General features: G+C 61.6%; 18 protein-coding genes and 1 other RNA gene. 7 read left to right on the top strand and 12 right to left on the bottom strand.

From position 1 onward, the window contains the following. Positions 1–12: 12 nt before the first annotated feature. The 11 genes from QPK29_RS26460 to gyrA all read right to left on the bottom strand — a co-directional run bounded on the left by QPK29_RS26460 (position 13) and on the right by gyrA (position 12,749). Positions 13–318, bottom strand: coding sequence for a LapA family protein (locus QPK29_RS26460; RefSeq protein WP_056129565.1), 306 nt, complete (start codon positions 316–318; stop codon positions 13–15). Between the two features lie 377 nt (positions 319–695). Beyond that, positions 696–1,001: an integration host factor subunit beta gene (locus tag QPK29_RS26455; RefSeq protein WP_036237327.1), complete on the bottom strand. Its 306-nt coding sequence runs from the start codon at positions 999–1,001 to the stop codon at positions 696–698. Positions 1,002–1,029: 28 nt separating this feature from the next. Continuing rightward, the gene (gene rpsA, locus QPK29_RS26450; protein ID WP_082577547.1) at positions 1,030–2,736 is read right to left on the bottom strand and encodes a 30S ribosomal protein S1; all 1,707 of its coding nucleotides are present in this window, start codon (positions 2,734–2,736) and stop codon (positions 1,030–1,032) included. 136 nt (positions 2,737–2,872) lie between these two features. Next, complete coding sequence (gene cmk, locus QPK29_RS26445) at positions 2,873–3,535, bottom strand: (d)CMP kinase (RefSeq protein ID WP_036237329.1); 663 nt, start codon at positions 3,533–3,535, stop codon at positions 2,873–2,875. 28 nt (positions 3,536–3,563) lie between these two features. Next, positions 3,564–4,895 (bottom strand): 3-phosphoshikimate 1-carboxyvinyltransferase, encoded by a 1,332-nt coding sequence (gene aroA / locus QPK29_RS26440; protein WP_371771493.1) that lies wholly within the window; start codon positions 4,893–4,895, stop codon positions 3,564–3,566. After that, positions 4,892–5,800, bottom strand: coding sequence for a prephenate dehydrogenase (locus QPK29_RS26435; protein ID WP_371771494.1), 909 nt, complete (start codon positions 5,798–5,800; stop codon positions 4,892–4,894). Before QPK29_RS26435 ends, aroA begins: the two co-directional genes overlap by 4 nt. Then, on the bottom strand, positions 5,800–6,903 hold the full coding sequence (gene hisC, locus QPK29_RS26430; RefSeq protein WP_371771495.1) for a histidinol-phosphate transaminase: 1,104 nt from the start codon (positions 6,901–6,903) through the stop codon (positions 5,800–5,802). Before hisC ends, QPK29_RS26435 begins: the two co-directional genes overlap by 1 nt. A gap of 29 nt (positions 6,904–6,932) precedes the next feature. After that, positions 6,933–8,003 (bottom strand): prephenate dehydratase, encoded by a 1,071-nt coding sequence (gene pheA / locus QPK29_RS26425; protein WP_056129552.1) that lies wholly within the window; start codon positions 8,001–8,003, stop codon positions 6,933–6,935. A gap of 155 nt (positions 8,004–8,158) precedes the next feature. Then, entirely contained in the window at positions 8,159–9,247 is a 1,089-nt protein-coding gene (gene serC, locus QPK29_RS26420; protein ID WP_371771496.1) for a 3-phosphoserine/phosphohydroxythreonine transaminase, read from the bottom strand. A gap of 10 nt (positions 9,248–9,257) precedes the next feature. After that, positions 9,258–9,809: a DUF2059 domain-containing protein gene (locus QPK29_RS26415; RefSeq protein WP_371771497.1), complete on the bottom strand. Its 552-nt coding sequence runs from the start codon at positions 9,807–9,809 to the stop codon at positions 9,258–9,260. A 324-nt stretch (positions 9,810–10,133) separates the two neighbouring features. Continuing rightward, positions 10,134–12,749 (bottom strand): DNA gyrase subunit A, encoded by a 2,616-nt coding sequence (gyrA, locus tag QPK29_RS26410; protein ID WP_056129545.1) that lies wholly within the window; start codon positions 12,747–12,749, stop codon positions 10,134–10,136. Positions 12,750–13,144: 395 nt separating this feature from the next. Between gyrA and ompA the strand changes: the two genes are divergently transcribed. From ompA to QPK29_RS26375, 7 genes are all read left to right on the top strand, one after another. Further along, the gene (gene ompA, locus QPK29_RS26405; RefSeq protein ID WP_056129543.1) at positions 13,145–13,858 is read left to right on the top strand and encodes an outer membrane protein OmpA; all 714 of its coding nucleotides are present in this window, start codon (positions 13,145–13,147) and stop codon (positions 13,856–13,858) included. A gap of 108 nt (positions 13,859–13,966) precedes the next feature. Next, positions 13,967–14,674, top strand: coding sequence for a bifunctional 2-polyprenyl-6-hydroxyphenol methylase/3-demethylubiquinol 3-O-methyltransferase UbiG (gene ubiG, locus QPK29_RS26400; protein ID WP_056129533.1), 708 nt, complete (start codon positions 13,967–13,969; stop codon positions 14,672–14,674). A 10-nt stretch (positions 14,675–14,684) separates the two neighbouring features. Next, complete coding sequence (locus QPK29_RS26395) at positions 14,685–15,383, top strand: HAD family hydrolase (RefSeq protein ID WP_371771498.1); 699 nt, start codon at positions 14,685–14,687, stop codon at positions 15,381–15,383. A 245-nt stretch (positions 15,384–15,628) separates the two neighbouring features. Then, positions 15,629–16,219 carry a glycine zipper 2TM domain-containing protein gene (locus QPK29_RS26390; RefSeq protein ID WP_371771499.1) on the top strand — a complete coding sequence of 197 codons (591 nt, stop codon included), beginning with the start codon at positions 15,629–15,631 and terminating at the stop codon, positions 16,217–16,219. Between the two features lie 108 nt (positions 16,220–16,327). Beyond that, positions 16,328–16,686: a transfer-messenger RNA gene (gene ssrA / locus QPK29_RS26385) on the top strand. A gap of 570 nt (positions 16,687–17,256) precedes the next feature. Then, positions 17,257–18,600: a DNA cytosine methyltransferase gene (locus QPK29_RS26380; protein ID WP_371771500.1), complete on the top strand. Its 1,344-nt coding sequence runs from the start codon at positions 17,257–17,259 to the stop codon at positions 18,598–18,600. A 13-nt stretch (positions 18,601–18,613) separates the two neighbouring features. After that, positions 18,614–19,585: a PmeII family type II restriction endonuclease gene (locus QPK29_RS26375; protein ID WP_371771501.1), complete on the top strand. Its 972-nt coding sequence runs from the start codon at positions 18,614–18,616 to the stop codon at positions 19,583–19,585. Positions 19,586–19,803: 218 nt separating this feature from the next. Here QPK29_RS26375 and QPK29_RS26370 read toward each other — a convergent pair whose 3' ends face one another. Further along, entirely contained in the window at positions 19,804–24,165 is a 4,362-nt protein-coding gene (locus tag QPK29_RS26370; RefSeq protein ID WP_371771502.1) for an EAL domain-containing protein, read from the bottom strand. Positions 24,166–24,302 lie beyond the last annotated feature (137 nt).

The raw sequence follows: 24,302 nt of genomic DNA, 5'->3' as shown, positions 1-24,302 counted from the left end.
ACTGAATGACGTTCACGCGCGCGGCGCGACGCTGTCCGGCTGCGGCGCGTTGGCGGCGGTACCGGCCGCGCTCTGCAGGGCCTGGATCGTATGCTTGTGCTGCGAGCTTTCGCGCCGGTGCCGGAACACGGTCGGCGTCACGGCCAGGATGCCGAGAAAGGCGCCGGCGATGAAAAACGCGAGCAGCATCAGCACCAACGGTCCCCGCACCTCGTAATTCAGGAAGAAATGCAGGTCGACCTGGTGCGTGTTCTTCAGCGCGAAACTGAAGAACAGGACGAACAGCAGGCATCCGACGATGGTGGAGACGAGTTTCATCAGCAGGTCCCGAGTGGTAAGACGGCAAAGGCGCAGTGTCGCATATTTGAAACGATATTCCTAGAACGGCCAACCCGGCCGTTGCTCGCGTGCGGCGTGATTATACGTGGGTTGCACGATTCGGGGTCAGAGCTCATTTTTAGGGAAATTCGGGGTCAGAGCACTTTTCAGGTCATTATCTCTGCAGCAAATTTCTCGTGAGTCCGGTAGCAACTATCGTCTGTGGTTGCTGATGCGCGCGACGCCCGTGCGTTGCGATTGTTCATCAGTAAATTGATCGAAAAAGTGCTCTGACCCCGAATTTGCGCCCATGCTGGGCGCACCAATAAAAAACGGCGCCCCGAGGGACGCCGTTTCGTGAGTCTGTCGCAGACGGATCAGTCTTCGATGATCGGTTGCCCGACCATCGCATCCACCCGCTCGCGCAACTGCTTGCCCGGTTTGAAGTGGGGTACCCGTTTTTCGGGCACCATCACTTTGTCGCCGGACTTCGGGTTGCGGCCGATGCGGGGCGGCCGGCTGTTCAGGGCAAAGCTGCCGAAACCCCGGATCTCGATGCGCTGGCCGCTCGCGAGAGCATTGGTCATCGCATCGAGGATGGTCTTGACGGCGAACTCGGCGTCTTTTGCCACCAGCTGAGAATAGCGCTCGGCCAGGCGGTTGATCAGCTCGGACTTGGTCATCTGCTCACTCTAAGGTTGTAACCTTTGCTTAGTTCTTGTTATCGAACTTGGCCTTCAGCAGGGCGCCCAGCGAGGTGGTGCCGGTTGCTGCGCTGTTGTCCGAAGCCAGCTTCTGCATGGCTTCCTGGGTGTCGGCGTTGTCCTTGGCCTTGATCGACAGCTGGATGCTGCGTGCCTTGCGGTCGATGTTGATGACCAGGGCTTCGACCTTGTCGCCCACTTTCAGGTGGGTGCCGGCATCTTCCACGCGGTCGCGGGCGATTTCCGAAGCGCGCAGGTAGCCTTCGACTTCCTCGTTCAGGGCGATCACGGCGCCTTTCGGCTCGACCGACTTCACGGTGCCGGTGACCAGGGTGCCCTTGTCGTTCAGCGAAGCGAAGTTGTTGAACGGGTCGCCTTCCAGCTGCTTGACGCCCAGCGAGACACGCTCGCGCTCGACGTCGATCGCCAGGACGACGGCTTCCAGCTCGTCACCCTTCTTGAAGCGGCGGACCGCTTCTTCGCCGGCTTCCGTCCACGACAGGTCGGACAGGTGCACCAGGCCGTCGATGTTGCCCGGCAGGCCGATGAACACGCCGAAGTCGGTGATCGACTTGATCAGACCTTTGACCTTGTCGCCCTTCTTGTGGGTCATGCCGAAGTCGTCCCACGGATTCGCCTTGCACTGCTTCATGCCCAGCGAGATACGACGACGCTCTTCGTCGATTTCCAGGACCATGACTTCGACTTCGTCGCCCAGCTGGACAACCTTGTTCGGCGCCACGTTCTTGTTGGTCCAGTCCATTTCCGAGACGTGCACCAGGCCTTCGATGCCCTGCTCGACTTCCACGAACGCACCGTAGTCGGTCAGGTTCGTGACCTTGCCGAACAGGCGGGTGCCTTGCGGGTAGCGACGCGACAGGCCGGTCCACGGATCGTCGCCCAGTTGCTTGACGCCCAGCGAGACGCGGTTCTTTTCCTGATCGTACTTGAGGACCTTAGCGGTGATCTCTTGACCAACCGACAGGACTTCCGACGGGTGACGCACACGACGCCATGCCAGGTCGGTGATGTGCAGCAGGCCGTCGATGCCGCCCAGGTCGACGAACGCACCGTAGTCGGTGATGTTCTTGACGACGCCGGTGACGACGGTGCCTTCCTTGAGCGTTTCCATCAGCTTCGCACGCTCTTCGCCCATCGATGCTTCGATGACGGCGCGACGCGACAGCACGACGTTGTTACGCTTGCGGTCCAGCTTGATGACCTTGAATTCCAGGGTCTTGCCTTCGAACGGGGTCGTGTCCTTGACCGGACGGGTGTCGACCAGCGAACCCGGCAGGAATGCGCGGATGCCGTTGGTCAGGACGGTCAGGCCGCCCTTGACTTTGCCGTTCACGGTACCGGTGACGATCTCGCCCGATTCCATTGCTTTTTCCAGAGCCAGCCACGATGCCAGGCGCTTGGCCTTGTCGCGCGACAGGATGGTATCGCCGAAACCATTTTCCAGCGATTCGATGGCCACGGAAACGAAGTCACCCACGTTGACTTCCAGTTCGCCCTGGTCATTCTTGAATTCTTCGATGGGGATGAAAGCTTCCGATTTCAGGCCGGCGTTGACGATCACGAAGTTGTGATCCAGACGCACGACTTCGGCGGAGATGACTTCGCCCGAACGCATGTCTTGACGCGCCAGCGACTCTTCGAAGAGTGCTGCGAAGCTTTCCATACCGGTATCTTGATTTGCTGCAGTAGCCATAAGTTTTGAGATGTTAGCCAGCAGATCGGCTATATGCGATCTGAACTGGGTCAAGTTGAACCACACCCGGGACACCCCGGGCACCTATAAACGCCGTTCTCACGGCAGTCCCTACAACATCAGGGATAAATTCTTGTTAGGGGTGCGCATACCAGGCGAGCACCTGTTCGACGGCTTCGTCCGCCGTCATCTGCGAGGTATCGAGGATGTGCGCCCCTTCAGCCGGCACCAGCGGGGCCACGGCGCGCTGGGTATCGCGCGCGTCGCGGGCCTGCAAATCCGCCAGCAGATCGTCCATATTAGCAGAAAATCCTTTGTCAATCAATTGCTTATACCGGCGTTGCGCACGTGCCTCAACACTTGCGGTCAGGAACACCTTCAGCTGGGCGCCGGGAAAGATCACGGTGCCCATGTCGCGGCCGTCGGCCACGAGGCCGGGCGTTTCGCGGAAGCTCAGTTGCAAGCCGTATAACGCCTGGCGCACGGCCGGCAGCGCCGCGATCTTCGACGCGGTATTGCCGACTTCTTCCTGCCGGATGGCGTTGCTCACCTCTTCCGTGCCGAGGTAGATGTGGCCGCCGTTGAAGCGGACGGGCAGGTGTTCGGCGACCTTGGCGAGCGCGTGCTCGTCGCGCAGGTCGGTGCCGCGGCGCAGTGCGGACAATGCGGTCAGGCGATACAGGGCGCCGGAATCCAGCAGGTGGAAGCCCAGGCGGTCGGCGACCTTGTGGGCCACCGTGCCCTTGCCCGAGGCGGTCGGGCCGTCAATCGTAATGACGGGAATATTCGAGTTCGGCATGTAGTGTGTGTGGTTACCAGTTATCCCATCAGGATAATGTGTCTTGCGCGATTCCGGAAAACGTTTCGAAGTAGTCCGGGAACGTCTTGGCCACACACTTCGGATCATTGATGCGCATCGCGTTGCCGCGCCGCGCCGCGCCATCCAGCGATGCCAGCGAGAAGCACATCGCCATACGGTGGTCGTCATAGGTGTCGATCGTCGCATGCGACAGCGTGTCGGGCGGGGTCACGCGGATGTAGTCCGGGCCCTCTTCCACCGTCGCGCCGACCTTGCGCAGCTCCGTCGCCATTGCGGCCAGGCGGTCGGTTTCCTTCACGCGCCAGCTGGCGATGTTGCGCAGCGTGCTCGTGCCGTCCGCGTACAGCGCGGCGACGGCGATCGTCATCGCGGCGTCCGGGATGTGGTTGAAGTCCGCGTCGATCGCTTTCAGCACGCCGTTCGACGTCGCCTCGATCCAGTTGTCGCCCTTCGTGATCGTCGCGCCCATCTGCTCCAGCGCGTCGGCGAAGCGCACGTCGCCCTGGATGGAATCCTTGCCCACGCCTTCCACGCGCACCGGACCGCCCGCGATGGCGCCCGCGGCCAGGAAGTACGACGCCGACGACGCATCGCCTTCGACGTGGATGCTGCCCGGACTCTGGTACGTCTGGCCCGGCCGCACGGTGAACGACGCCCAGCCGTCCTGGCCGACCGTCACGCCGAAGCGGCGCATCAGGTTCAGCGTGATCTCGATGTACGGCTTCGAAATGAGCTCGCCCACCACCTCGATCGTGACCGGCTTGTCGACCGCCATCAGCGGCGCGGCCATGAGCAGCGCAGTCAGGAACTGGCTCGACACGTTGCCGCGCACGGCGATGCGGTCCGGCTGGACCTTGCCCGCGCGGATGTGCAGCGGCGGATAGCCCGGATTGCCCGTGTATTCGATGTTGGCGCCGACGGCGTTCAGCGCGTCGACCAGGTCGCCGATCGGACGCTCGTGCATGCGCTCGACGCCGTGCAGCGTGTAGTCGCCGCCGATCACGGCCAGCGCCGCCGTCAGCGGGCGGATCGCGGTGCCCGCATTCCCCATGAACAGGTCGGCCCGGCCGACGGGCAGGCGGCCGGCAGCGCCATGCACGACGTGCGTGCGCTCGTCGACCTGCTCCCACTGGATGCCGAGCTTCCTGAGGGCGTCCAGCATGACGGACGTGTCGTCCGACGCGAGCAGGTCGTGGATGGTCGTCGTGCCTTCGGACAGTGCGGCCAGCAGCAACGTGCGGTTCGAGATGCTCTTCGAGCCGGGCAGGCGTACGGTGCCCTGCACGCGCATCACGGGTTCGAGGTCGATGTGCTGGGGATAGATTTTAGCTTGGGTCATTTTCCAGATTCCTGATCGGGCGCCGGCGGTTTTTCCGCGGCTTCGATCGCTTCGGTCCACGCGCGGCGGGCGCGCTGGGCGTTGGCGTAGGTCGCCTCCAGCGCGGGTCCGTCACTGGCGGCGAGCCGCGCGCGAAGGTGAGTCAATTGAGCGAGATAGGCGTCCAGTTCGCCGAGCAGCGCGTCGCGGTTCGCGAGGCTGATGTCGCGCCACATTTCCGGCGACGAGCCCGCGATGCGGGTGAAGTCGCGGAAGCCGCTGGCGGCGTACTGGAACAGCAGGTCCGCGTGCGGCTTGTTGGCGATGTCGTCGACGAGCGCGTACGCGAGGAGGTGCGGCAGGTGGCTGACCGCGGCGAACACCTTGTCGTGTTCCTGCGGCGTGAGCATGTGGATGATGGCGCCGCACGTGCGCCACGCGGCGGCCACTTTCTCGACGGCTTCCGGGGCATTTTCCGGCAGCGGCGCGAGCACGGTCTTCTTGCCGCGGTACAGGTCGGGGATCGCCGCATCCGGACCGTTCGATTCACGGCCCGCGATCGGGTGCCCCGGCACGAACTGGTGGACGCGATCGCCCAGCGCGGCGCGTGCGGCCGCCACCACGTCGGACTTGGTGCTGCCCGCGTCCGTGACGATCGTCTGCGGCTCCAGGTGCGGCAGCAGCGACGCGAGAATCGGTCCCGTCTGCGCGACGGGCGCCGCCAGCAGCACGAGATCTGCGCCACGCATGGCTTCTTGCGGTGACGTCGCGGCCTCGTCGATGATCCCGAGTTCGCGCGCACGCGCCAGCGCCTGCGCGGAGCGTCCCAGGCCCACGATGTGGCCCGCGGCGCCGGCCGCCTTCAGGCCCAGCGCGAACGAGCCGCCGATCAGGCCGACGCCGACGATGACGACTTTCGTCAACATCAGCCGAGAGCCTTTTCAAGGGCTTCGACGAAGCGGGCATTCTCTTCCGGCAGGCCGATCGAGATGCGCAGCCATTGCGGCAGGCCGTACGCGCCGACCGGACGCACGATCACGCCCTGCTTCAGCAGCGCGAGGTTCACGCGCGCGCCGGCGCCGTCGTCGTCGCCCACTTTCACGAGCACGAAATTGCCGTAGGACGGGACGTACTCGAGCTTGAGCTCATCGAACGCCGCGGTCAGCTGCCGGTAGCCGGCGCGGTTGTTCTCGGCACCCTTGCGCAGGAATTCTTTATCGTTCAGCGCCGCGATGGCGGCCGCCTGCGCGAGCGAATTCACGTTGAACGGCTGGCGGATGCGGTTCATCAGGTCCGTCACGGCCGGCTGCGCGATGGCGAAACCGACGCGCAGGCCCGCGAGGCCATACGCTTTCGAGAACGTGCGCGAGACGATCAGGTTCGGGTATTTGCGGACCCACTGCGTCGATTCGAACTGGTCCTTCTGCTCGAGGTATTCGTTATAGGCCTCGTCCAGCACGACGACGACGGACGCCGGCACCTTGGCCAGGAACGCCTCGATCTCGGGTGCGGAGATGAACGTGCCGGTCGGGTTGTTCGGGTTGGCGATGTAGACGAGACGGGTGTCCGCATCGATCGCGGCCGCCATCGCATCGAGGTCGTGACCGTAGTTCCTGGCCGGCACGACGATGCCGCGTGCACCGACGCCCTGGGTGGCCAGCGCGTACACGGCGAACGAATACTGCGCATAGACGACGGCCTGGCCCTTTTGCACGAACGCGTGCGCGGCGATCTCGAGGATGTCGTTGGAGCCGTTGCCGAGCGTGATCCAGTCGGCCGGCACGTCGTAGCGCTTGGCCAGCGCAGCCTTCAGCTCGAAGCCGTTGGCGTCCGGGTAGCGGCCGAGTTCAGTGGCGGCAGCAAGCATCGCGGCCTTGGCCGATTCGGGAACGCCGAACGGGTTTTCGTTGGACGCCAGTTTGACGATACTGGCTTCATCGAGACCGAACTCGCGGGCGACTTCGGAAATGGGTTTGCCGGCCTGGTAAGGGGCGATGGCGCGGACGTAATCGGGACCGAATTGCGACATGGGATTCTCTTGGCTGTAGTGTGAATGATTCAGAGGCCGACGGGATAGGATCCCAATACCTTGAAGAAGGCGGCGTTGTCCTTGAGCTCTTCGAGCGCGCGGCCGACGGCGGCATCGGCGATGTGGCCTTCGACGTCGACGTAGAAGTAGTACTCCCACGTGCCGATGCGCGCGGGACGGGATTCGAAACGCGTCATCGACACGCCGTGCTTCGCGAGCGGCGCGAGCAGGCTGTAGACGGCGCCGGCCTTGTTCGGCACGGCCAGCACGATCGACGTGCGGTCCTTGCCGGACGGGCCCGTGGCCTGGCTGCCGATGATCAGGAAGCGCGTGCGGTTGTGCGGGTCGTCCTGGATGTGCGCCTGGACGACGCCCAGCTTGTACTGTTCGCCCGCCATCTCGCTCGCGATCGCGGCGATGGTCGGATCCTGGCTCGCCAGCACGGCCGCTTCCGCGTTCGACGCGACGGCGCGGCGCTCGATGCCGGGGTGATGCAGGTTGAGCCACACCTGGCACTGGGCCAGCGCCTGCGAATGCGCGCACACGACCTTCACGCCGTCCATGCTGCCCGTCTTCGTCATGAGGCTGTGGTGCACGGGGATCGAGACTTCGCCGCTGATGATCGTCGTCGTCGCGAGCATCAGGTCGAGCGTGCGGTTGATGGCGCCCTCGGACGAGTTCTCGACCGGGACGACGCCATAGTCGGCGGTGCCGGCCTCGGTGGCGCGGAAAACTTCGTCGATCGACACGCACGGCAGGCCTTCGACGGCGCTGCCGAACTGCTGGAACACGGCCTGTTCGCTGAACGTGCCGGTGGGACCGAGGAAGGCGACCGTCACGCGCTTTTCCAGCGCGCGGCAGGACGACATGATCTCGCGGAAGATGGTCTGCACGTCCTGGTTCTTCAGCGGGCCGGGATTGCGCTCGGCGACGCCGCGCAGCACCTGCGCTTCGCGTTCGGGGCGGAACACGGGGGCGTTGGTCTCGGCCTTCACGTGGCCGACTTCCTGCGCGACCCTGCCGCGGCGTGAAAGGAGTTCGAGGATTTGCGCGTCGATCGCATCGATCTGTTCGCGCAGGGGTTTGAGTTTGTCTGTCATCGTCTGCTCATGGGTTTCGGTTCGCCCGTCATCCCCGCGGACGCGGGGATCCATGCTGATTACCCGAAGTCGCGGTATGGGCATCGCCACGTTGCCGACAAGGGTACGCTCAGCATGGGTTCCCGCCTGCGCGGGAACGACGAGGATGCGGCGACTCAGCGCCCCGCGAACTCGTTCAAATAATCGACCAGGGCTTGCACACCCTCGATCGGCATCGCGTTGTAGATCGATGCCCGCATACCGCCGACGGACTTGTGGCCCTTCAGTTGCAGCAGGCCGCGCGCTTTGGCGCCGGCCAGGAATTGTTCGTTCAGTGATTCATCGCGCAGGTAGAACGGTACGTTCATGCGCGAGCGATATTCGGGCGCCACACGATTCTGGTAGAAGTCGTCGGCGTCCAGCGCCGCGTACAGCAGGCGCGCTTTTTCGATGTTGCGCCGTTCCATCTCGACCACGCCGCCCTGTTTTTTCAGATGCGCGAACACGAGGCCCGCGATATAGATGCCGTACGTCGGCGGCGTGTTCAGCATCGACTCCGCCTCCGCCACCGCGCGCCAGTTGAACACGCCGGGGCAGATCGGCAAGGCGTGGTCGAGCAGGTCCTCGCGCACGATCGTGATCGTCAGGCCCGCCGGGCCGATGTTCTTTTGCGCGCCGGCGAAGATCACGCCGTACTTCGACACGTCGACCTGGCGCGACAGGATGTGCGAGGACATGTCCACGACGAGCGGCGTATCGCCCTGCACCGTCGGCACGTAACCGATCTCGACGCCGTCGATGGTCTCGTTCGTGCACAGGTGCAGGTAGGCCGCGTCGGCGCTCAGCTGCCACGTCTCCTGCGGCGGCACGGTCGTGAAGCGGCTCGCCTCGCCCGACGCCGCCACGTTCACGTTCGCATAGCGCTTCGCTTCCTTGATCGACTTGCCGGACCACGAACCCGTGTGGACGAAATCGATGGTCGCCGGCTGCGGTTTGCGGCCCACCATGTTCATCGGGATGATGGCGTTCTGGCCGAGGCCACCGCCCTGCAGGAACAGGACCTTGTAATTGTCCGGCACGCCCAGCAGTTCGCGGAAATCGGCTTCGGCCTGCTTGGCGATCGAAATGAATTCGGGGCCGCGATGGCTCATCTCCATCACGGACATGCCGCTGCCGTGCCAGTCGAGCATCTCGTCGGCTGCCTGGCGCAGCACTTCTTTCGGCAGGACGGCCGGGCCGGCGGAGAAGTTGTACACCTGAGTCATCGTCCGCTCCTTACTTGCCGACGATGCTTTGCGCGCTCTGCGCCATCATTTTCTGCACGCGCGGCATCATCACGCGGTTGCTGATCTCCATGCTGCGGGTCATCAGCGTCGGCATGTTCGCCAGCATCTTCTGGCCCAGCGGCGACGCGTAGAACGCGGAGAGCTGGCGGATCTCGTCTAGCGTATAGGTCTCGGCGTACAGCGGCACCATCTCGGCCAGCATGTCGTCGACGAGGGTCGGGTCGCTGAATACGCCGTGCATCTGCGCGGTCAGCGTGGGCAGCGCTTCCTGCAGCTTCTTGTGCGCCTCGGCCTTCTTCTCCGCGGAGAGCGTGGCGTCGCTGTCGATCATCGCATTCATCGACGCGGCGATCTGGGTCGGCATCTGCTGGTCCGCCTGCTTCAGCGACGCCTGCATCACGTCGCGGATCTTCATCGACGCCAGCATCTGCTTGGTGGCGGCGACGACGGCCGGATCGGCTGACGGCACCGGTGTCGCGGCGAACGCGGCAGGAGAGCAAATGACGAGGGCGGAGGCGATGGCGACGAGAGATTTCTTCACGGATGTCCTTGATGATGGCTGGTGCGGGGGCTTGCAATCCCGGCATGACAATGCGGGTTCCTCGATTTTCGCACGAAACTTGCAAAAAATCCTCAACAGGTGCCATTTCGACGGAAGATGAACCGTCGTCCCCGCGCAGGCGGGGACCCATGCTGAAGCCCCGAAGTCGGTCTATTTCATTACGTCGCGGCACTTCCAAGATACCGAATTCTGCACCTCGGTATGGATTCCCGCCTGCGCGGGAATGACGTTTTGAGGGAACGGATCAAAAAAAAGCCGCCGAGATGCATGGCATCAGGGCGGCTTTATCGCGGCGCATCCAAATTACTCCGGCGCCGGCTCCAGTTCCGTTTCCTCGAGGTCGGTCTCGACCACGCGCTGCAGGCCGGACAGCTTGGTGCCGTCTTCCACCGCGATCAGGGTCACGCCCTGGGTGGCGCGGCCCATCTCGCGGATCTCGGCCACACGAGTCCGGATCAGCACGCCGCCGGTCGTGATCAGCATGATCTCGTCCGTCTCCTCGACCAGCGTCGCGGCAACGACCTTGCCGTTACGCTCGGACGTCTGGATCGCGATCATGCCCTTCGTGCCGCGGCCGTGGCGCGTGTACTCCGTGATCGGGGTGCGCTTGCCGAAGCCGTTTTCCGTCGCGGTCAGCACGGACTGCTGCTCGTTCTCGGCGACCAGCAGCGCGATCACGTTCTGGCCCTCTTCCAGGTTCATGCCGCGCACGCCGCGCGCCGTACGGCCCATCGGACGCACGTCGTTCTCGTCGAAGCGCACGGCCTTGCCGGCGTCCGAGAACAGCATCACGTCGTGCTTGCCGTCCGTGAGCGCGGCGCCGATCAGGAAGTCGCCGTCGTCCAGGTCGACCGCGATGATGCCGGCCTTGCGCGGATTGCTGAAGTCGCGCAGCGGCGTCTTCTTGACGGTGCCGAGGCTCGTCGACATGAACACGTAGTGGTCTTCCGGGAACGTCGAGTTCTCGCCCGACAGCGGCAGGATCACGGTGATCTTCTCGCCGTCCTGCAGCGGGAACATGTTCACGATCGGCTTGCCGCGCGAGTTGCGCGAACCCTGCGGCACTTCCCACACCTTCAGCCAGTACATCCGGCCGCGGTTGCTGAAGCACAGCATGTAGTCGTGCGTGTTCGCGATGAACAGCTGGTCGATCCAGTCCTCGTCCTTCGTCGCCATCGCCTGCTTGCCGCGGCCGCCGCGCTTCTGCGCGCGGTATTCGGAAATCGGCTGCGACTTCATGTAGCCCGTGTGCGACAGGGTCACGACCATGTCCTGCGGCGTGATCAGGTCTTCCGTTTCCAGGTCGGACGCATTGTGCTCGATGGCGGAACGGCGGGTGTCCTTGCCGTTGTCCGCGTAGTCCGATTTGATCTGCGCCATCTCGTCGACGATGATGCTCGTGACGCGCTCCGGACGGGCCAGGATGTCGAGCAGGTCGGCGATGTGCAGCATCACTTCCTTGTACTCGTTGACGATCTTGTCCTGCTCCAGGCCGGTCAGGCGCTGCAGGCGCATCTGCAGGATTTCCTGGGCCTGCTCGTCCGACAGCTTATAGAGGCCGTCCTGCTGCATGCCGTAGTGCTTCGGCAGGTGCTCGGGACGGAACGCCTCGATGCCGCCGGATGCGCCGAGTTCGGTGCGCGACAGCATTTCGCGCACGAGGGACGAATCCCATGCGCGCGACATCAGTTCCGTCTTCGCGACCGGCGGCGTCGGCGCGGCCTTGATGATCGCGATGAAGTCGTCGATATTCGCCAGCGCGACCGCGAGGCCTTCCAGCATGTGGCCGCGTTCGCGTGCCTTGCGCAGCTCGAACACGGTGCGGCGCGTGACCACTTCGCGGCGGTGCGACAGGAAGCACTCCAGCATCTGCTTCAGGTTCAGCAGCTTCGGCTGGCCGTTGACGAGGGCCACCATGTTCATGCCGAACGTGTCCTGCAGCTGGGTCTGCTTGTACAGGTTGTTCAGCACGACTTCCGGCACTTCGCCGCGCTTGAGCTCGATGACGACGCGCATGCCCGATTTGTCGGACTCGTCGCGGATGTCGGAAATGCCTTCCAGCTTCTTGTCGCGCACGTTTTCGGCGATGCGCTCCAGCAGCGACTTCTTGTTGACCTGGTACGGCAGCTCGTCGACGATGATCGCGATGCGGCCGCCGTCCTTGCCGTATTCCTCGAAGTGCGTCTTGGCGCGCATCACGACGCGGCCGCGGCCCGTGCGATAGCCGTCGCGCACGCCCGAGACGCCGTAGATGATGCCGGCCGTCGGGAAGTCCGGCGCCGGGATCAGCTCGATCAGCTCGTCGATCGTGCAGTCCGGGTTCCGCAGCACGTGCATGGCGCCGCTGATCACTTCGGACAGGTTGTGCGGCGGGATGTTCGTCGCCATGCCGACCGCGATACCGGACGAACCGTTGATCAGCAGGTTCGGGATCTTCGTCGGGAGGACGGTCGGCTCTTTTTCCTTGCCGTCATAGTTCGGCTGGAAGTCGACGGTGTCCTTGTCGATGTCGGCCAGCAGCTCGTTCGAGATCTTGTCCAGGCGGCACTCGGTGTAACGCATCGCCGCGGCGGAGTCGCCGTCGATCGAGCCGAAGTTGCCCTGCCCGTCCACGAGCGTGTAGCGCAGCGAGAAGTCCTGGGCCATGCGGACCAGGGTGTCGTAGATCGACGCGTCGCCGTGCGGGTGGTACTTACCCATCGTGTCGCCGACCACGCGCGCGCACTTCAGGTAAGGACGGTTCCACACGTTGTTCATCTCGTGCATCGCGTAGAGCACGCGGCGGTGCACGGGCTTCAAGCCGTCGCGCACGTCCGGCAGAGCACGGCCCACGATCACGCTCATGGCGTAATCGAGGTAGCTCTTGCGCATCTCTTCTTCCAGGGAAATTGGAACTGTTTCTTTTGCGAATTGATCCATTGTGCGGGTCGGCGCCTTCAGGCTGATAAGTGATATTTCAAGCCCATGATTTTACCACGGCAGCCCTAGCAATCACCTATTTCAGCGGCAAGCGGCCGCGATAGCAAACTGGCACAATTAGCCCTTTGACACATGCCTGTCATAAACATTCGTCAAGCTTGCGTGCGACTCCCGACACCTTGTTGCGCAGAAACAACGCGACAAATAGCATGCACGGCAATTGGTCGCCGGTCGGTCGTGCGGATGTGGCGTATGTGGCAAAATGGCCGAGACGTTAATTGCTTGTTTCACAATGCGGAACTGACGTGCTGTCTCGAGTGTTAATATTATGCTCACGTCTTATTGCCCTGGGGCAGTTTCGCCGCTAGAAGATTTTACCGAAAGGAAGAAAAAATATGAACAAATTGGCAACCCTCGTATTCGCAGCTACGGCCGCGATGGCGGGCAGCGCATCCGCGCAAAGTGCGCCTCCGTATGCGCCGCTGACCACCGATATCAAGGCGCCGACGCCGTACAGCGCTTACGTGCAGGATGCCCGTGGCGTCATCGCCCGCAATCCTTTCGGCCTGTGCTGGCGCACGGGCTACTGGACCCCGGCCGACGCGGTCCCGGGCTGCGACGCACCGCTGTGCGTGGAACCCGAGCGCCTGGAAAACGGCAAGTGCGTCGCTCCGCCGCCGCCGCCGGTCGCCGCTCCGGCACCTGCCACCCCGGCTCCGGCCCCGGCACCGGTTCCGGTCCCGACCTCGGAAAAAGTGAGCTACTCGGCTGACGCGTTCTTCGACTTCGACAAGGCCGTCCTGAAGCCGGCCGGCAAAGCGTCGCTGGACGACCTGGTCTCGAAGCTGAAAGACATCAACCTGGAAGTCATCATCGCCGTCGGCCACACCGACTCGGTCGGCACCGATGAGTACAACCAGAAGCTGTCCGTCCGCCGCGCCGAAGCCGTCAAGGCCTATCTGCAGAGCAAGGGCGTCGAATCGAACCGCGTCTACACCGAAGGCAAAGGCGAGAAGCAGCCGGTCGCCGACAACAAGACCGCCGCCGGCCGTGCGAAGAACCGCCGCGTGGAAATCGAAGTCGTCGGCACCCGCGGCAACAAGCAGTAATCCGGCTTAACGGCTGAACAACCCCGCTGCGGCGGGGTTTTTTTATGGCCCGGTTTTTTTCACGATCCCATCCGTGCCGACTACCCATTTCCGCTATCATTCCGTCCTATGACTACGACGACCAATGCCGATCCCTTAGAGATCCAGAAGTTCAGTGAACTGGCCCACCGCTGGTGGGATCCGACGTCCGAATTCCGTCCGCTGCACGACATCAACCCGTTGCGCCTGGAATGGATCAACGCGCGCGTGCCGCTGGCTGGCAAGAACGTCATCGACATCGGCTGCGGCGGCGGCATCCTGGCCGAATCCATGGCGCGCAAGGGTGCCAAGGTCACGGGCATCGACCTGTCGAAAAAGGCACTGAAGGTGGCCGACCTGCACAGCCTGGAATCGGGCGTGGAGGTGCGCTATAAACTGATCGCGGCCGAGGACATGGCCGCGGAAGAGCCGGGCCAGTTCGACGTCGTCACCTGCATGGAGATGCTCGAGCACGTCCCGGACCCGGCTTCCATCGTGCGCGCCGCCGCGGCCCTCGTCAAACCGGGCGGCCGCGTGTTCTTTTCCACGCTGAACCGCAACGTCAAATCGTATCTGTTCGCCGTCGTCGGCGCGGAATACGTGCTGCGCATGCTGCCGCGCGGCACCCACGATTACGCCAAATTCATCACGCCGGCCGAGTTGTCGAACTTCGTGCGCGATGCCGGCCTCATCGTCGACGGCTTGAAAGGCCTGACCTACAACCCGCTGACCAAGATCTACTCGCTGAACCAGGACACCGACGTCAACTACATGGTTGCCTGCAGTAAGCCGCTCTAAGTATCGACACATGACCTTTTCTTCCTCCCTGTCCGCGCCGCGCGCCGTCCTGTTCGACCTCGACGGCACCCTTGCCGACACCGCGCCCGACCTCGCGGCCGCCGTCAACTGGATGCGTACGGAGCGCGGCCTGGAACCGACGCCGTACGCCATCCTCCGCCCGACCGCATCGGCCGGCGCCCGCGGCATGATCGGCGCCGCCTTCGGCCTGGCGCCGGGGGACGCGGGCTATGAGGAGATGCGTCTCGAATGGTTCGAACGCTACCAGTCCAACATGGCCGTGCACAGCACCCTGTTCGACGGCGTGCCCGACCTGCTGGACGGCCTCACGGCATCCGGCATGGCCTGGGGCATCGTCACCAACAAGCCGGCCCGTTTCACGGACCCGCTCGTCCCGCTGATCGGCCTGGCGCACGCCGGCTGCGTGATCTCGGGCGACACGACGCCGCACGCCAAACCCCACCCCGCCCCGCTGCTGGAAGCGGCGCGCCGCCTGGACATCGACCCGACTCACTGCTGGTACGTGGGCGACGACCAGCGCGACATCGAAGCGGGCCGCGCGGCCGGCATGGTCACCGTGGCCTGCAACTGGGGCTATTGCGGTTCCATCGATCCGGCGACGTGGGGTGCTCATTACCAACTGGACACGCCGCGCCACCTGCTGGACATGCTGCGCGAGCTGGCGGGCGCTGCGGTAACGACTGCCTGATCCGGCTTTCATCATTGCTTCATCCTGGCCGCCTTCTGCCCTGGCGGCCCGGTTTTTTCTCGGGGCCGCCCGTCGGTTAGTTGCAGATGTTGCGCTCTCGTCTTCGTCTTCGTTAGATCGCGATCCCGATCGGTCAACTCGTCATTTACATATCTTTACGATTGATACAGGGATACGTCTATCTCTCGACAATGCCTCTGGGTAATCTACAGCCATACGACAACAACGTCTCAGGAGCAGAAAAAATGGAAACGATCAAAACCGCCACCTCCCGTATCCACCCGCTGGTTGCAGCTGCCGCAGTGTCCGTCATCGTCGTCAGCCTCGCCGGCACGGCCGCGATCACCGGCCTCCTGCCGAGCTCGCACAGCGCTCCCGAGGCTGCCCCGACCCAGGTAAACCCGGCCTACGCCGCTGCCCCGGCGGCCGCACCGGCCCTGCCGATGGCTGCGGATGCCACGGCACCGCAAGGCCTGCAACCGGTCCAGGGCGCCTATGCACAGCCGGCCGTCGCGAGCGCCCAGCCGGCCCCGGCACCGACGGTGATCAAAGAAACGATCATCAAGGAAGTTCCGGCGAAACCGGTCCCGCGCCACACGACGCACCACTCGAGCTACGCCCAGAACGATGCGCCGTCGTATCGTGAACCGGCACCTCGTCCGGCTCCGCAGCCGGCACAACCGAACTACGTCGCCATCGGCACGGGCGCCGTCGTGGGCGGCCTGCTTGGCAACCAGGTGGGCAGCGGCAATGGCCGCAAACTGGCGACGGTCGCCGGCATGATTGGCGGCGGCATGCTGGGCAACCAGATCGCCAACCAGAACCAGGGCCGTTAATTCCACCTCAGCCCTTGATACTCCGCACCTCGCACCCATATCGGGTGTGAGGGCACGACAGGGCTCTCCGCTCAGAGGCCGATTGCGGTACAATGAGCGTTCCTATCTGGGGGCGACCTGGCTTCGACGTGGGTTGCAAAGCAGAACAGGGCATACCGAGGACTGGTTACCTCGTAAATACATCCAGAAATCAATAACTGCAAACGATAACTCGTACGCACTCGCAGCCTAATCGCTGCTAGCTCTACACCACCTCGCCTCTGGGGTGTGCCGCAAGGCAAGTAGAGTCATTTACAGAGGCTAGGATTCAACCGGGTTACCTGGTTGCTTCCGAAACTTTAGGTAACTCGCTTGGTTGCAGGGTGCACGTCCCCGTCAGCCAGGTTAAATTAAAAGACAGTGCTAAGTATGTAGAACTGTCTGTAGAGTGCTTGCGGACGAGGGTTCGATTCCCTCCGCCTCCACCATAATTCTAAAAAACCTCTGATTCGTCAGAGGTTTTTCCTTTTGTGCGCGTCCGACTGTGGCTTTACCACAAAATCAATATTCAAAAGACAGATTAACCGGAGAAATTTACCGTAGCCTTCAGACCGCAAACGTGCGGGATGTGAACCTTACGTGCAATGCCGAACCTTGCGGATACGAGCTGTGCATAGGCCTGATTTTTAACCCTTCCAATCACCCAGAAAGGCGAAGATAAAGCTCTTACCTTATTGGAAAACGATGTAAAAACTTCTGCCAAACATGAACAAGATGTCGGCCTGGCTCTGGCGAACAGCACTCGTCCGAACAGTCCTTCTACGAAACATCAACCTCATGGTGAAGTTGACGTATCCGACTTCAACATGCGCGAAGTCGGTGAACTATGTGAGTTACGCTAGACAAAATACTTAAGCTGCAATCTCAACATTGCGTGCAGAGGTGTTCTCGACTATGGTGCGCATCGGTCGTAGACCTCCAACGACCGGCGATGCCTTCAAAAAAGAAGAACACGTCGTCTGAGTTTATGATATGTTGCATAATTACAAAATTATCAAATGGCAAAGTATAAAGTAATTTCGCTGTTCTCAGGCGGTATGGGCCTTGACCTTGGTCTCGACAGCACCGGGCACTATGAGCTGGTAGCTTGTGTAGAAAAAGAGAAGGTATTTTGCGACACGATCCGAGTGAACATAGCCGCAGGAAAAGTGAACCCAAATCTTAAGGTTTTTGAAGGGGACATCTCAAATCTTGATCCCGCTGATGTTCTCGCCGCTGTTGGTCTTAAGCCTGGCGAAGTAGACGTTGTTGTGGGCGGCCCGCCGTGCCAAGCGTTCAGCACAGCTGGCAAGCGGGAGAGCGTCCAAGATCCTCGTGGTACTCTGCTCTGGCAGTTCCTTCGGTTCGTTGAGTATATGCAGCCCAAGTTCTTTTTGATGGAGAACGTGAGAGGTCTGGTCTCAGCTGCATTGAGTCACAGGCCGATTGCCGAACGTCCCGAAAACGGTGGCCCAGAACTAACAGATGATGAATTGCCGGGTTCCGTGTTACGCCAGTTCTCGCATGATCTTCAGTCCATACCTAATGCTGCATATCACTTCGACGTCTTCGAAGTGAACTCAGTCAATTACGGTGCGCCACAGATCCGTGAGCGGGTTATTTTTATTGGAAACCGGTTCAATATGCAGGTCGATTTCCCTAATCCGACTCACGGACCTGCTGCTGCCATAAAGCCGCAGTCTGATCTATTCGGCGGGCGAAGCTTACAACCCTGGGCGACTTTGCGCGACGCCATCGGCAACTTGAGGGAAGACGACCCTGTAGTGCTTGATTTCAGCCCTCGGAAAAAAAGCTTCCTATCTTTAGTGCCGCCAGGAGCAAACTGGCGTAGCCTACCTATCGACCTGCAGATGGAGTCGATGGGAAAGGCATGGCATGCGAAAGGCGGGCGCTCTGGATGGTGGCGTAGGCTGACGTTTGATCTACCCTGCCCTACTTTGGTGACGATGCCAAACCATGCAAGCACCGCTTTGTGCCACCCGACCGAGACTCGCGCACTGAGCTTGAAAGAATACGCACGTATTCAGGAGTTCCCAGATGATTGGGAATTTTCCGGAACAGTCTCAGAGCGTTATAGACAAGTCGGCAATGCAGTCCCCACCCGACTGGGGAAAGTTGCCGGTGAAGTAGTGGCAGCGTGCCTTGACATCATGAAAGCGCGCGAATGGAGAGCTTTCCCTAATGTCCCCGATGCATTTAGAATTGTTTATATCCAGTCACATGTCCGTACTCGCCAGTGGTTCAAGGATGGGCAGACAATCGTCTGGGAAGATGGGGGGGAGACCGAAAATGCGCAGTATACACCCAATAAAACACAACGCCGAACGCGTAAGATTGCGTAACGAAAGGGATTGAATGGCAAGGCGACACGTCGGACTGCCGCGTGCAACTGAAGTTACACTCAGCAAAGTCTCGCTTTTGAATACGCTTCACCAGATCGATAGGGATCCTCGCGCTCAGCAGCGAGTGCTTGACATTGAAACGGCTTTCCGGCGAAAAATCGGGAACCACGTTTCCGCACTTCCTATCGCAGAATCCATTTTTTCAAAGTTCAGTACGAGTCCGTTTGTGCTGATGATGCAATCTCTTAGAAATCAGTATTCGCGTATAAGTGAGATAGAGGACGATATCTTACCGGCAAAGCTTTTCTCATCAATGGAAACGTCGGCTGGCCGCATGATTGAAGAGATTATGCTCCCGATCTACGGTTGGGAGTGTGTGTTGAGCGAGATGCATACATCTAATTCAGCATTGGATGGGAAGAAGATAGAGGAAGGGCAACTTAAGGTAGCGACATTGAAGAGCGGCCCACGTTGCTTGAACGATGAGATGAGCGAGAATTTTGCTGACGCGATCATCAGTCATGCATCTTCGTGGGCAAGGGAGGCGAACGTTACAGAGATTGACTTCACGTATGGCGTTCTATACGGAACGCAGAAGCAATCGAACAAAAAAGATTGGCATATCATTCGAAATCTGTACGACAAGCTTGGGTCGATGTGCTTCTACGATGCGCCAGCCGGGCAATGGCACTGTCGCTTTGAGCATGACGAGATCGGAATCACTGCCACGATCCGGATTGGTAAAGACTGGTGGGATTTCCTCGGCGGCCAAACTTGCCTAGTGGAGTTATGCATAGCCCTCATTCGGGCATGCGTGCGCCCAGGGGCGATGGATCCAGAGAATCATCAATATACGATCTCGGATTTGGCCCAAATCGTCTCGATGAGCAGCGTGCCTGACCATTTCAATTCCGCGCTACTTCAACGAAGCCAAATCCCTTGGTTGTTCTTTCTTGCTCGACATTTTGGAGATTCATTGACGTAGAGAGGTTTTTGCTAATCATGCCAGGGCCGATGCTACAGCCCATCCTCGCCCCCCAAGTGGGAAGCGTTTCGGCCTCTCCGGGGGCCGCACACAATAGGATCAAAGAATTAACGGACAGACGGTGGAGGTTGAAGACCTCCTCCGCCTCCACCAGTATTCAAATAAAAGCCCCGCCGGCGCAAGCCGGTGGGGCTTTTGTTTTATGCGATACCGGACCCTCACGCCTCCGCAATTTCCGCATTGCGCATCAGCCAGTGATAACGGAATGCGTCGGCGATACTCGCACATAACGCGTCGTCGTCCCAAGGCTTCGCGTGGAACCGGAATACGGCGCCGCTATTGGTCGCTTCGATGATCGCGTCGACCGCCGTGTAGCCCGACAACATGATCCGGATAATCTTCGGGTGAATCTGCTTGACGCGCGACAGGAATTCGATGCCCATCATGCCGGGCATGCGCTGGTCGGAAATGACGACCTGGACGTCGTTCAAGGCAAGCAGGCTCAAACCTTCGTCTCCGCTTGCCGCATGCAGTACCCGATAGCCCTGGCGGCGCAGAAGCCGGCGCAATGCCGCGCTGACGCCGGGGTCGTCGTCGACGACCAGGACCGTCCGCACCTGTTCGTCAGGACACGCCACCGGCAGCGCCCGCTCCTCGCCAAGCAACTGCTCGAATGCCGCGGCCGGTATCGGACGACTGAAATAGTAGCCCTGGATCTGGTCGCAACGATAAGTCGTCAGATAGCTGAGCTGCTCCTGGGTTTCCACGCCTTCCGCGATGACTTGCAATTGCAGGCTTTGGGCAAGCGAAATGATGGACCGCGCGATCGCCGCCGCGTCCGGATCGGTGGTAATGTCCCTGACGAACGATTTGTCGATCTTCAGCACATCGATCGGGAAGCGCTTCAGGTACGACAGGCTGGAATAGCCGGTGCCGAAGTCGTCCAGCGACAGCTGTACGCCGAGCCCCTTGAGCGTGTTCATGATCGCGAGTGCGTGGTCGATGTCGGTCATGACCAGGCCTTCCGTCAGCTCGATGTCCAGGTAGCGTGCCGCGAGCCCCGATTCCGCCAGGACCCCTGTCACGACCTCGATCAGATCCGGCTGGTAGAACTGCTTGCCCGACAGATTGACGCCCACTCGCAGGCCTTCCCAACCGGCATCATGCCAACGCCTGGCGTCCGCGCACGCGGTCCGCAATACCCACGTGCCGATTGGGACAATGAGCCCGGTTTGTTCCGCCAGGTCGATGAACCGGTCGGGCGACATCATGCCGAGTTCGGGATGCGCCCACCGCAGCAGGGCTTCCACGCCAACGATCCGACCGGTGCGCACGTCGACTTGCGGCTGGTAATGCAACAGCAATTCGCCCCGCTGGACGGCATGCCGCAGGTCGCCCTCGAGCCGCAGGCGTTCCATCGCGCGCGCTTTCATCGACGCCGTATAAAACTGCAGTTCGCCACCGCCTGCTTCCTTGGCGCGCTGCATCGCGATGTGGGCATTCTTGATCAAGGCGTTCGCCGTGTCGCCGTCGGCCGGGAATACCGATAACCCGGACGTGCAGCTCAGGAAATGCTCGTGCTCCCCGACCTTGATCGGATCGCCCAGGGCGGCCATGATGCGCTGGACGGTATTGATCGCGGCGTGCTCGTCGGGCGTATCGGCGAGCACCAGCACAAATTCATCGCCACCGGTGCGCGCAGCCGTATCGTTCGGCCCCAGTGCCGTCCTCAGGCGGGCCGCTGTCTCTTGCAGGACCAGGTCGCCGGCTTCGTGGCCCAGCGTTTCGTTGACCAGGGCGAAGCGGTCGAGATCGATACAGACCAGCCACGCCTGTTCGCCCCGGCTCACGGCCCGCGCCATCGTCTGACTTGCCCTATCGCAAAGCAAATTGCGGTTGGCAAGTCCGGTCAGGGTGTCGTAATTCGACTGATATTCAAGCTGGTCCTCGCTTGCGCGTGCCTTGCGTTCGATGTGAAGCCGTTCGACCGCGATGCTGACCGTGTGGGCGCACAGGCCAAGGATCTCCATTTCGCCTTGATCGGGCACACGTCCGGCTTCGGTGAATACCGCAAGTGTACCGAGCAGCCGGTCCTGCCCGGAGCGAATTCCATACCACCAGCAGGCACGATCCCCATGCAGTGCGGCCGCATCGTGCGCGCCAGTCCAGCTCGGATCTTCCCCCACGTCGGCAACGAAGACCGGCCCGGCTTGCAGCCGTGCGCGTCGGTCCGGTGGCAATACCTCATCGACGTCGAATTCGTTCAGGATGCCTCGTAGCGAAGCCGGAAGACTTGGCGCGACAACGTGTTCGAAGGGGGCGCCGTCCGCACCCAGCAACATCACCGCACAGTGCATGGCATGTCCGGACGACTCGACAATGTGCGTGGCGAGTTCCAGGAGTTCGGGCAGCGGCGCCCCCAGTGCCATCCGTTCCAGCAATTTCATCTGCTCATTCTTGAACTTCTGCAGACGCCGGCTTGCGCTGATGTCGCGGCAATATACGGCAAGGCCTTCCGATGAAGGATAGGCACGAACCTTGAACCAGCGATTCAGCGGCGGGAAGTAAATATCGAACTCGACCGTGCAATGTTCATGCATGGCCCTTTGAAATTCTGTATCGGCGATGCCGCCGACGAGCGCCGGATATTCCTGCCATAACATTCGTCCAAGCAATTGCTGGCGATCACGCTGAAGCAGGCGCTCGGTTTCCTTATTGACGTACGTAAATCTCCAGTCCAGATCGACTGTGAGGAATGCCTCCGTGATGCTTTCGAGCGTGGTGCCGAGACGGTGTGCGAGCCTGCGGATTTCGTCGTTCGCCAACCGCGTGTCATGGTTGTCGGTGGTGGTGCCGTACCACTTTACGATCGTACCGTGTTCGTCCCGGATCGGTATGGCACGCGCCTGATGCCATCGATAGCTCTGGTCGGCGCTGCGAAACACGCGGTATTCGGTCTCGAAGATGGCGCCCGAATCAAGCGACGCCTTCCAGATGCGCAGCGTCGGCGCAACGTCGTCCGGGTGCAGTATCGTGACCCAGTTGTCGGCATCGATCTCCTCGACCAGTCCCGTGTAGGCGTGCACCCAACTGTTGGCGTAATCGATCGCACCATCGGGGTCGGCAGTCCATACGATTTGCGGCATCGCATCGGCAAGCTGGTGAAAACGCTGTTCGCTTTGAAACAGGGCCTGCGCGGCGTGCATCTGCTCCATCTGATGGAGCGCCTCTTCCCGCAGCTTACGATCGGTCAAGTCAGTATGGGTCCCGATCACCCGCGCCGCCTGTCCGCCCGCATCGGTACCGACGGCCATGCCGCGACTGAAGATCCAGCGCCAGCTTCCATCCTTCGCCCGCATCCGGTATTCCATCGCGTAGGTCGGCACCAGCCCGGCCACCAGCCTCGCCGTTGCGTCGAGAACCCGTCCACGGTCCTCCGGGTGGATCAGGTTTTCCCATTGTTTCCCGGTCCGGATCTCGGCGTCGCCATAGCCGAGCATCTCGCGCCAACGTTGAGAGAAGTACACCGTATCGGTCCGGCCGTCCCAATCCCAGACACCATCGCCCGCGCCTTCGAGCGCATATTTCCAGCGAAACTCGCTTTCCTCGAGCGCGGCCCGGGCGCGGGCACGGTCGCGCATTCCGGACAACACGCTGTAACCGATCAGGACAATCAGGATGGACAGCCCACAGGCGCCGCCCAACACCAGGTTCCGCTGCCGGACATACGATTCGAGGATTTCATCGCGGCTACGGCCGACCGCCACGGTCAAGGCCTTCTTCGGCAATACACGCCAGGCATAGAGTCGAACGACACCGTCGATCTGCGAGGCGCGTGAATACATCAGTGTTTCCGTGCCCATCGACGCGAAGTCCGGCATGGTCTTCAGTACGTTGCGCGGCTCGGACGACACTGCCGGCTCGCGCGCGACAATGGTACCGTCAGAGCGAACAAGGGCGACTGTCCCGTGCTCGCCAAGTTGCAGTTTTCCTGAAAACCGGGTGAAGTACTCCGGTGCCACCGACAACACGATCACGCCGGCGAAACGATTCCCGCGGGCCAGCAATGGACGGGTGAACTGGATACTTCCCCGTCCCGACACCCGGCCCTTGACCGGGCGGCTGACGAACAGCTTGTCGATCCCGCCGAGATGGGTGCGAAAGTGCTCGCGGTCGCTTAAATCGAGCTGCGGCGCCGAGCGGTCCACGCTCGAATATGCCAGGTGCCCTGTGGCGTCGATGATACTGACCTGAAATGCCACAGGGCTTTCGAGAATCGCCTGCCGCTTGCGCACGTGGTCGTCAAACCTGTCCGGGTCGTCGAGCCATCGTTCGCGCAGGTCGATCGCCGCCAGGTCGATCATGTTGATGGAAGAATTGACTTCTTCAGCGAACAGACGCGCAATGTTATTGCTGTCCTTGGCGGCCTCGGCCAAGGTTTTTTCATAGGTGCCGTGCAACGACGCGATCACGACGGCCCACAGGCAAGGCAGGATAATTGCCGCAATGAGAGCGAGTTGTCCCGGCAACGGAAGTCGGGAAAAAACCTGCAATGGCAGGCCGATCGATTTGGAGCTCACTCAGCGACCTTCTTATCCGGAAGGGCATCGCCGGCGCAACGACCACGCGATACCGTTAGATAGCCTTTGATTGGACCGGCGCTATCCAGGACGGCGGCGGCGCAGCCCAGTCACGGACATCTTGCATGGCATTCCCG

The sequence above is a fragment of the Massilia orientalis genome (assembly GCF_030411975.2).
Classification (GTDB): Bacteria; Pseudomonadota; Gammaproteobacteria; order Burkholderiales; family Burkholderiaceae_D; genus Telluria; species Telluria orientalis.
This window is presented reverse-complemented; position numbering and strand designations above follow the sequence as displayed.

Coding starts and splice junctions, on each gene's coding strand:
- QPK29_RS26460 (WP_056129565.1), bottom strand. CDS start 318: ATGAAACTCGTCTCCACCATCGTCGGATGCCTGCTGTTCGTCCTGTTC.
- QPK29_RS26455 (WP_036237327.1), bottom strand. CDS start 1,001: ATGACCAAGTCCGAGCTGATCAACCGCCTGGCCGAGCGCTATTCTCAG.
- rpsA (WP_082577547.1), bottom strand. CDS start 2,736: ATGGCTACTGCAGCAAATCAAGATACCGGTATGGAAAGCTTCGCAGCA.
- cmk (WP_036237329.1), bottom strand. CDS start 3,535: ATGCCGAACTCGAATATTCCCGTCATTACGATTGACGGCCCGACCGCC.
- aroA (WP_371771493.1), bottom strand. CDS start 4,895: ATGACCCAAGCTAAAATCTATCCCCAGCACATCGACCTCGAACCCGTG.
- QPK29_RS26435 (WP_371771494.1), bottom strand. CDS start 5,800: ATGTTGACGAAAGTCGTCATCGTCGGCGTCGGCCTGATCGGCGGCTCG.
- hisC (WP_371771495.1), bottom strand. CDS start 6,903: ATGTCGCAATTCGGTCCCGATTACGTCCGCGCCATCGCCCCTTACCAG.
- pheA (WP_056129552.1), bottom strand. CDS start 8,003: ATGACAGACAAACTCAAACCCCTGCGCGAACAGATCGATGCGATCGAC.
- serC (WP_371771496.1), bottom strand. CDS start 9,247: ATGACTCAGGTGTACAACTTCTCCGCCGGCCCGGCCGTCCTGCCGAAA.
- gyrA (WP_056129545.1), bottom strand. CDS start 12,749: ATGGATCAATTCGCAAAAGAAACAGTTCCAATTTCCCTGGAAGAAGAG.
- ompA (WP_056129543.1), top strand. CDS start 13,145: ATGAACAAATTGGCAACCCTCGTATTCGCAGCTACGGCCGCGATGGCG.
- ubiG (WP_056129533.1), top strand. CDS start 13,967: ATGACTACGACGACCAATGCCGATCCCTTAGAGATCCAGAAGTTCAGT.
- QPK29_RS26395 (WP_371771498.1), top strand. CDS start 14,685: ATGACCTTTTCTTCCTCCCTGTCCGCGCCGCGCGCCGTCCTGTTCGAC.
- QPK29_RS26390 (WP_371771499.1), top strand. CDS start 15,629: ATGGAAACGATCAAAACCGCCACCTCCCGTATCCACCCGCTGGTTGCA.
- QPK29_RS26380 (WP_371771500.1), top strand. CDS start 17,257: ATGGCAAAGTATAAAGTAATTTCGCTGTTCTCAGGCGGTATGGGCCTT.
- QPK29_RS26375 (WP_371771501.1), top strand. CDS start 18,614: ATGGCAAGGCGACACGTCGGACTGCCGCGTGCAACTGAAGTTACACTC.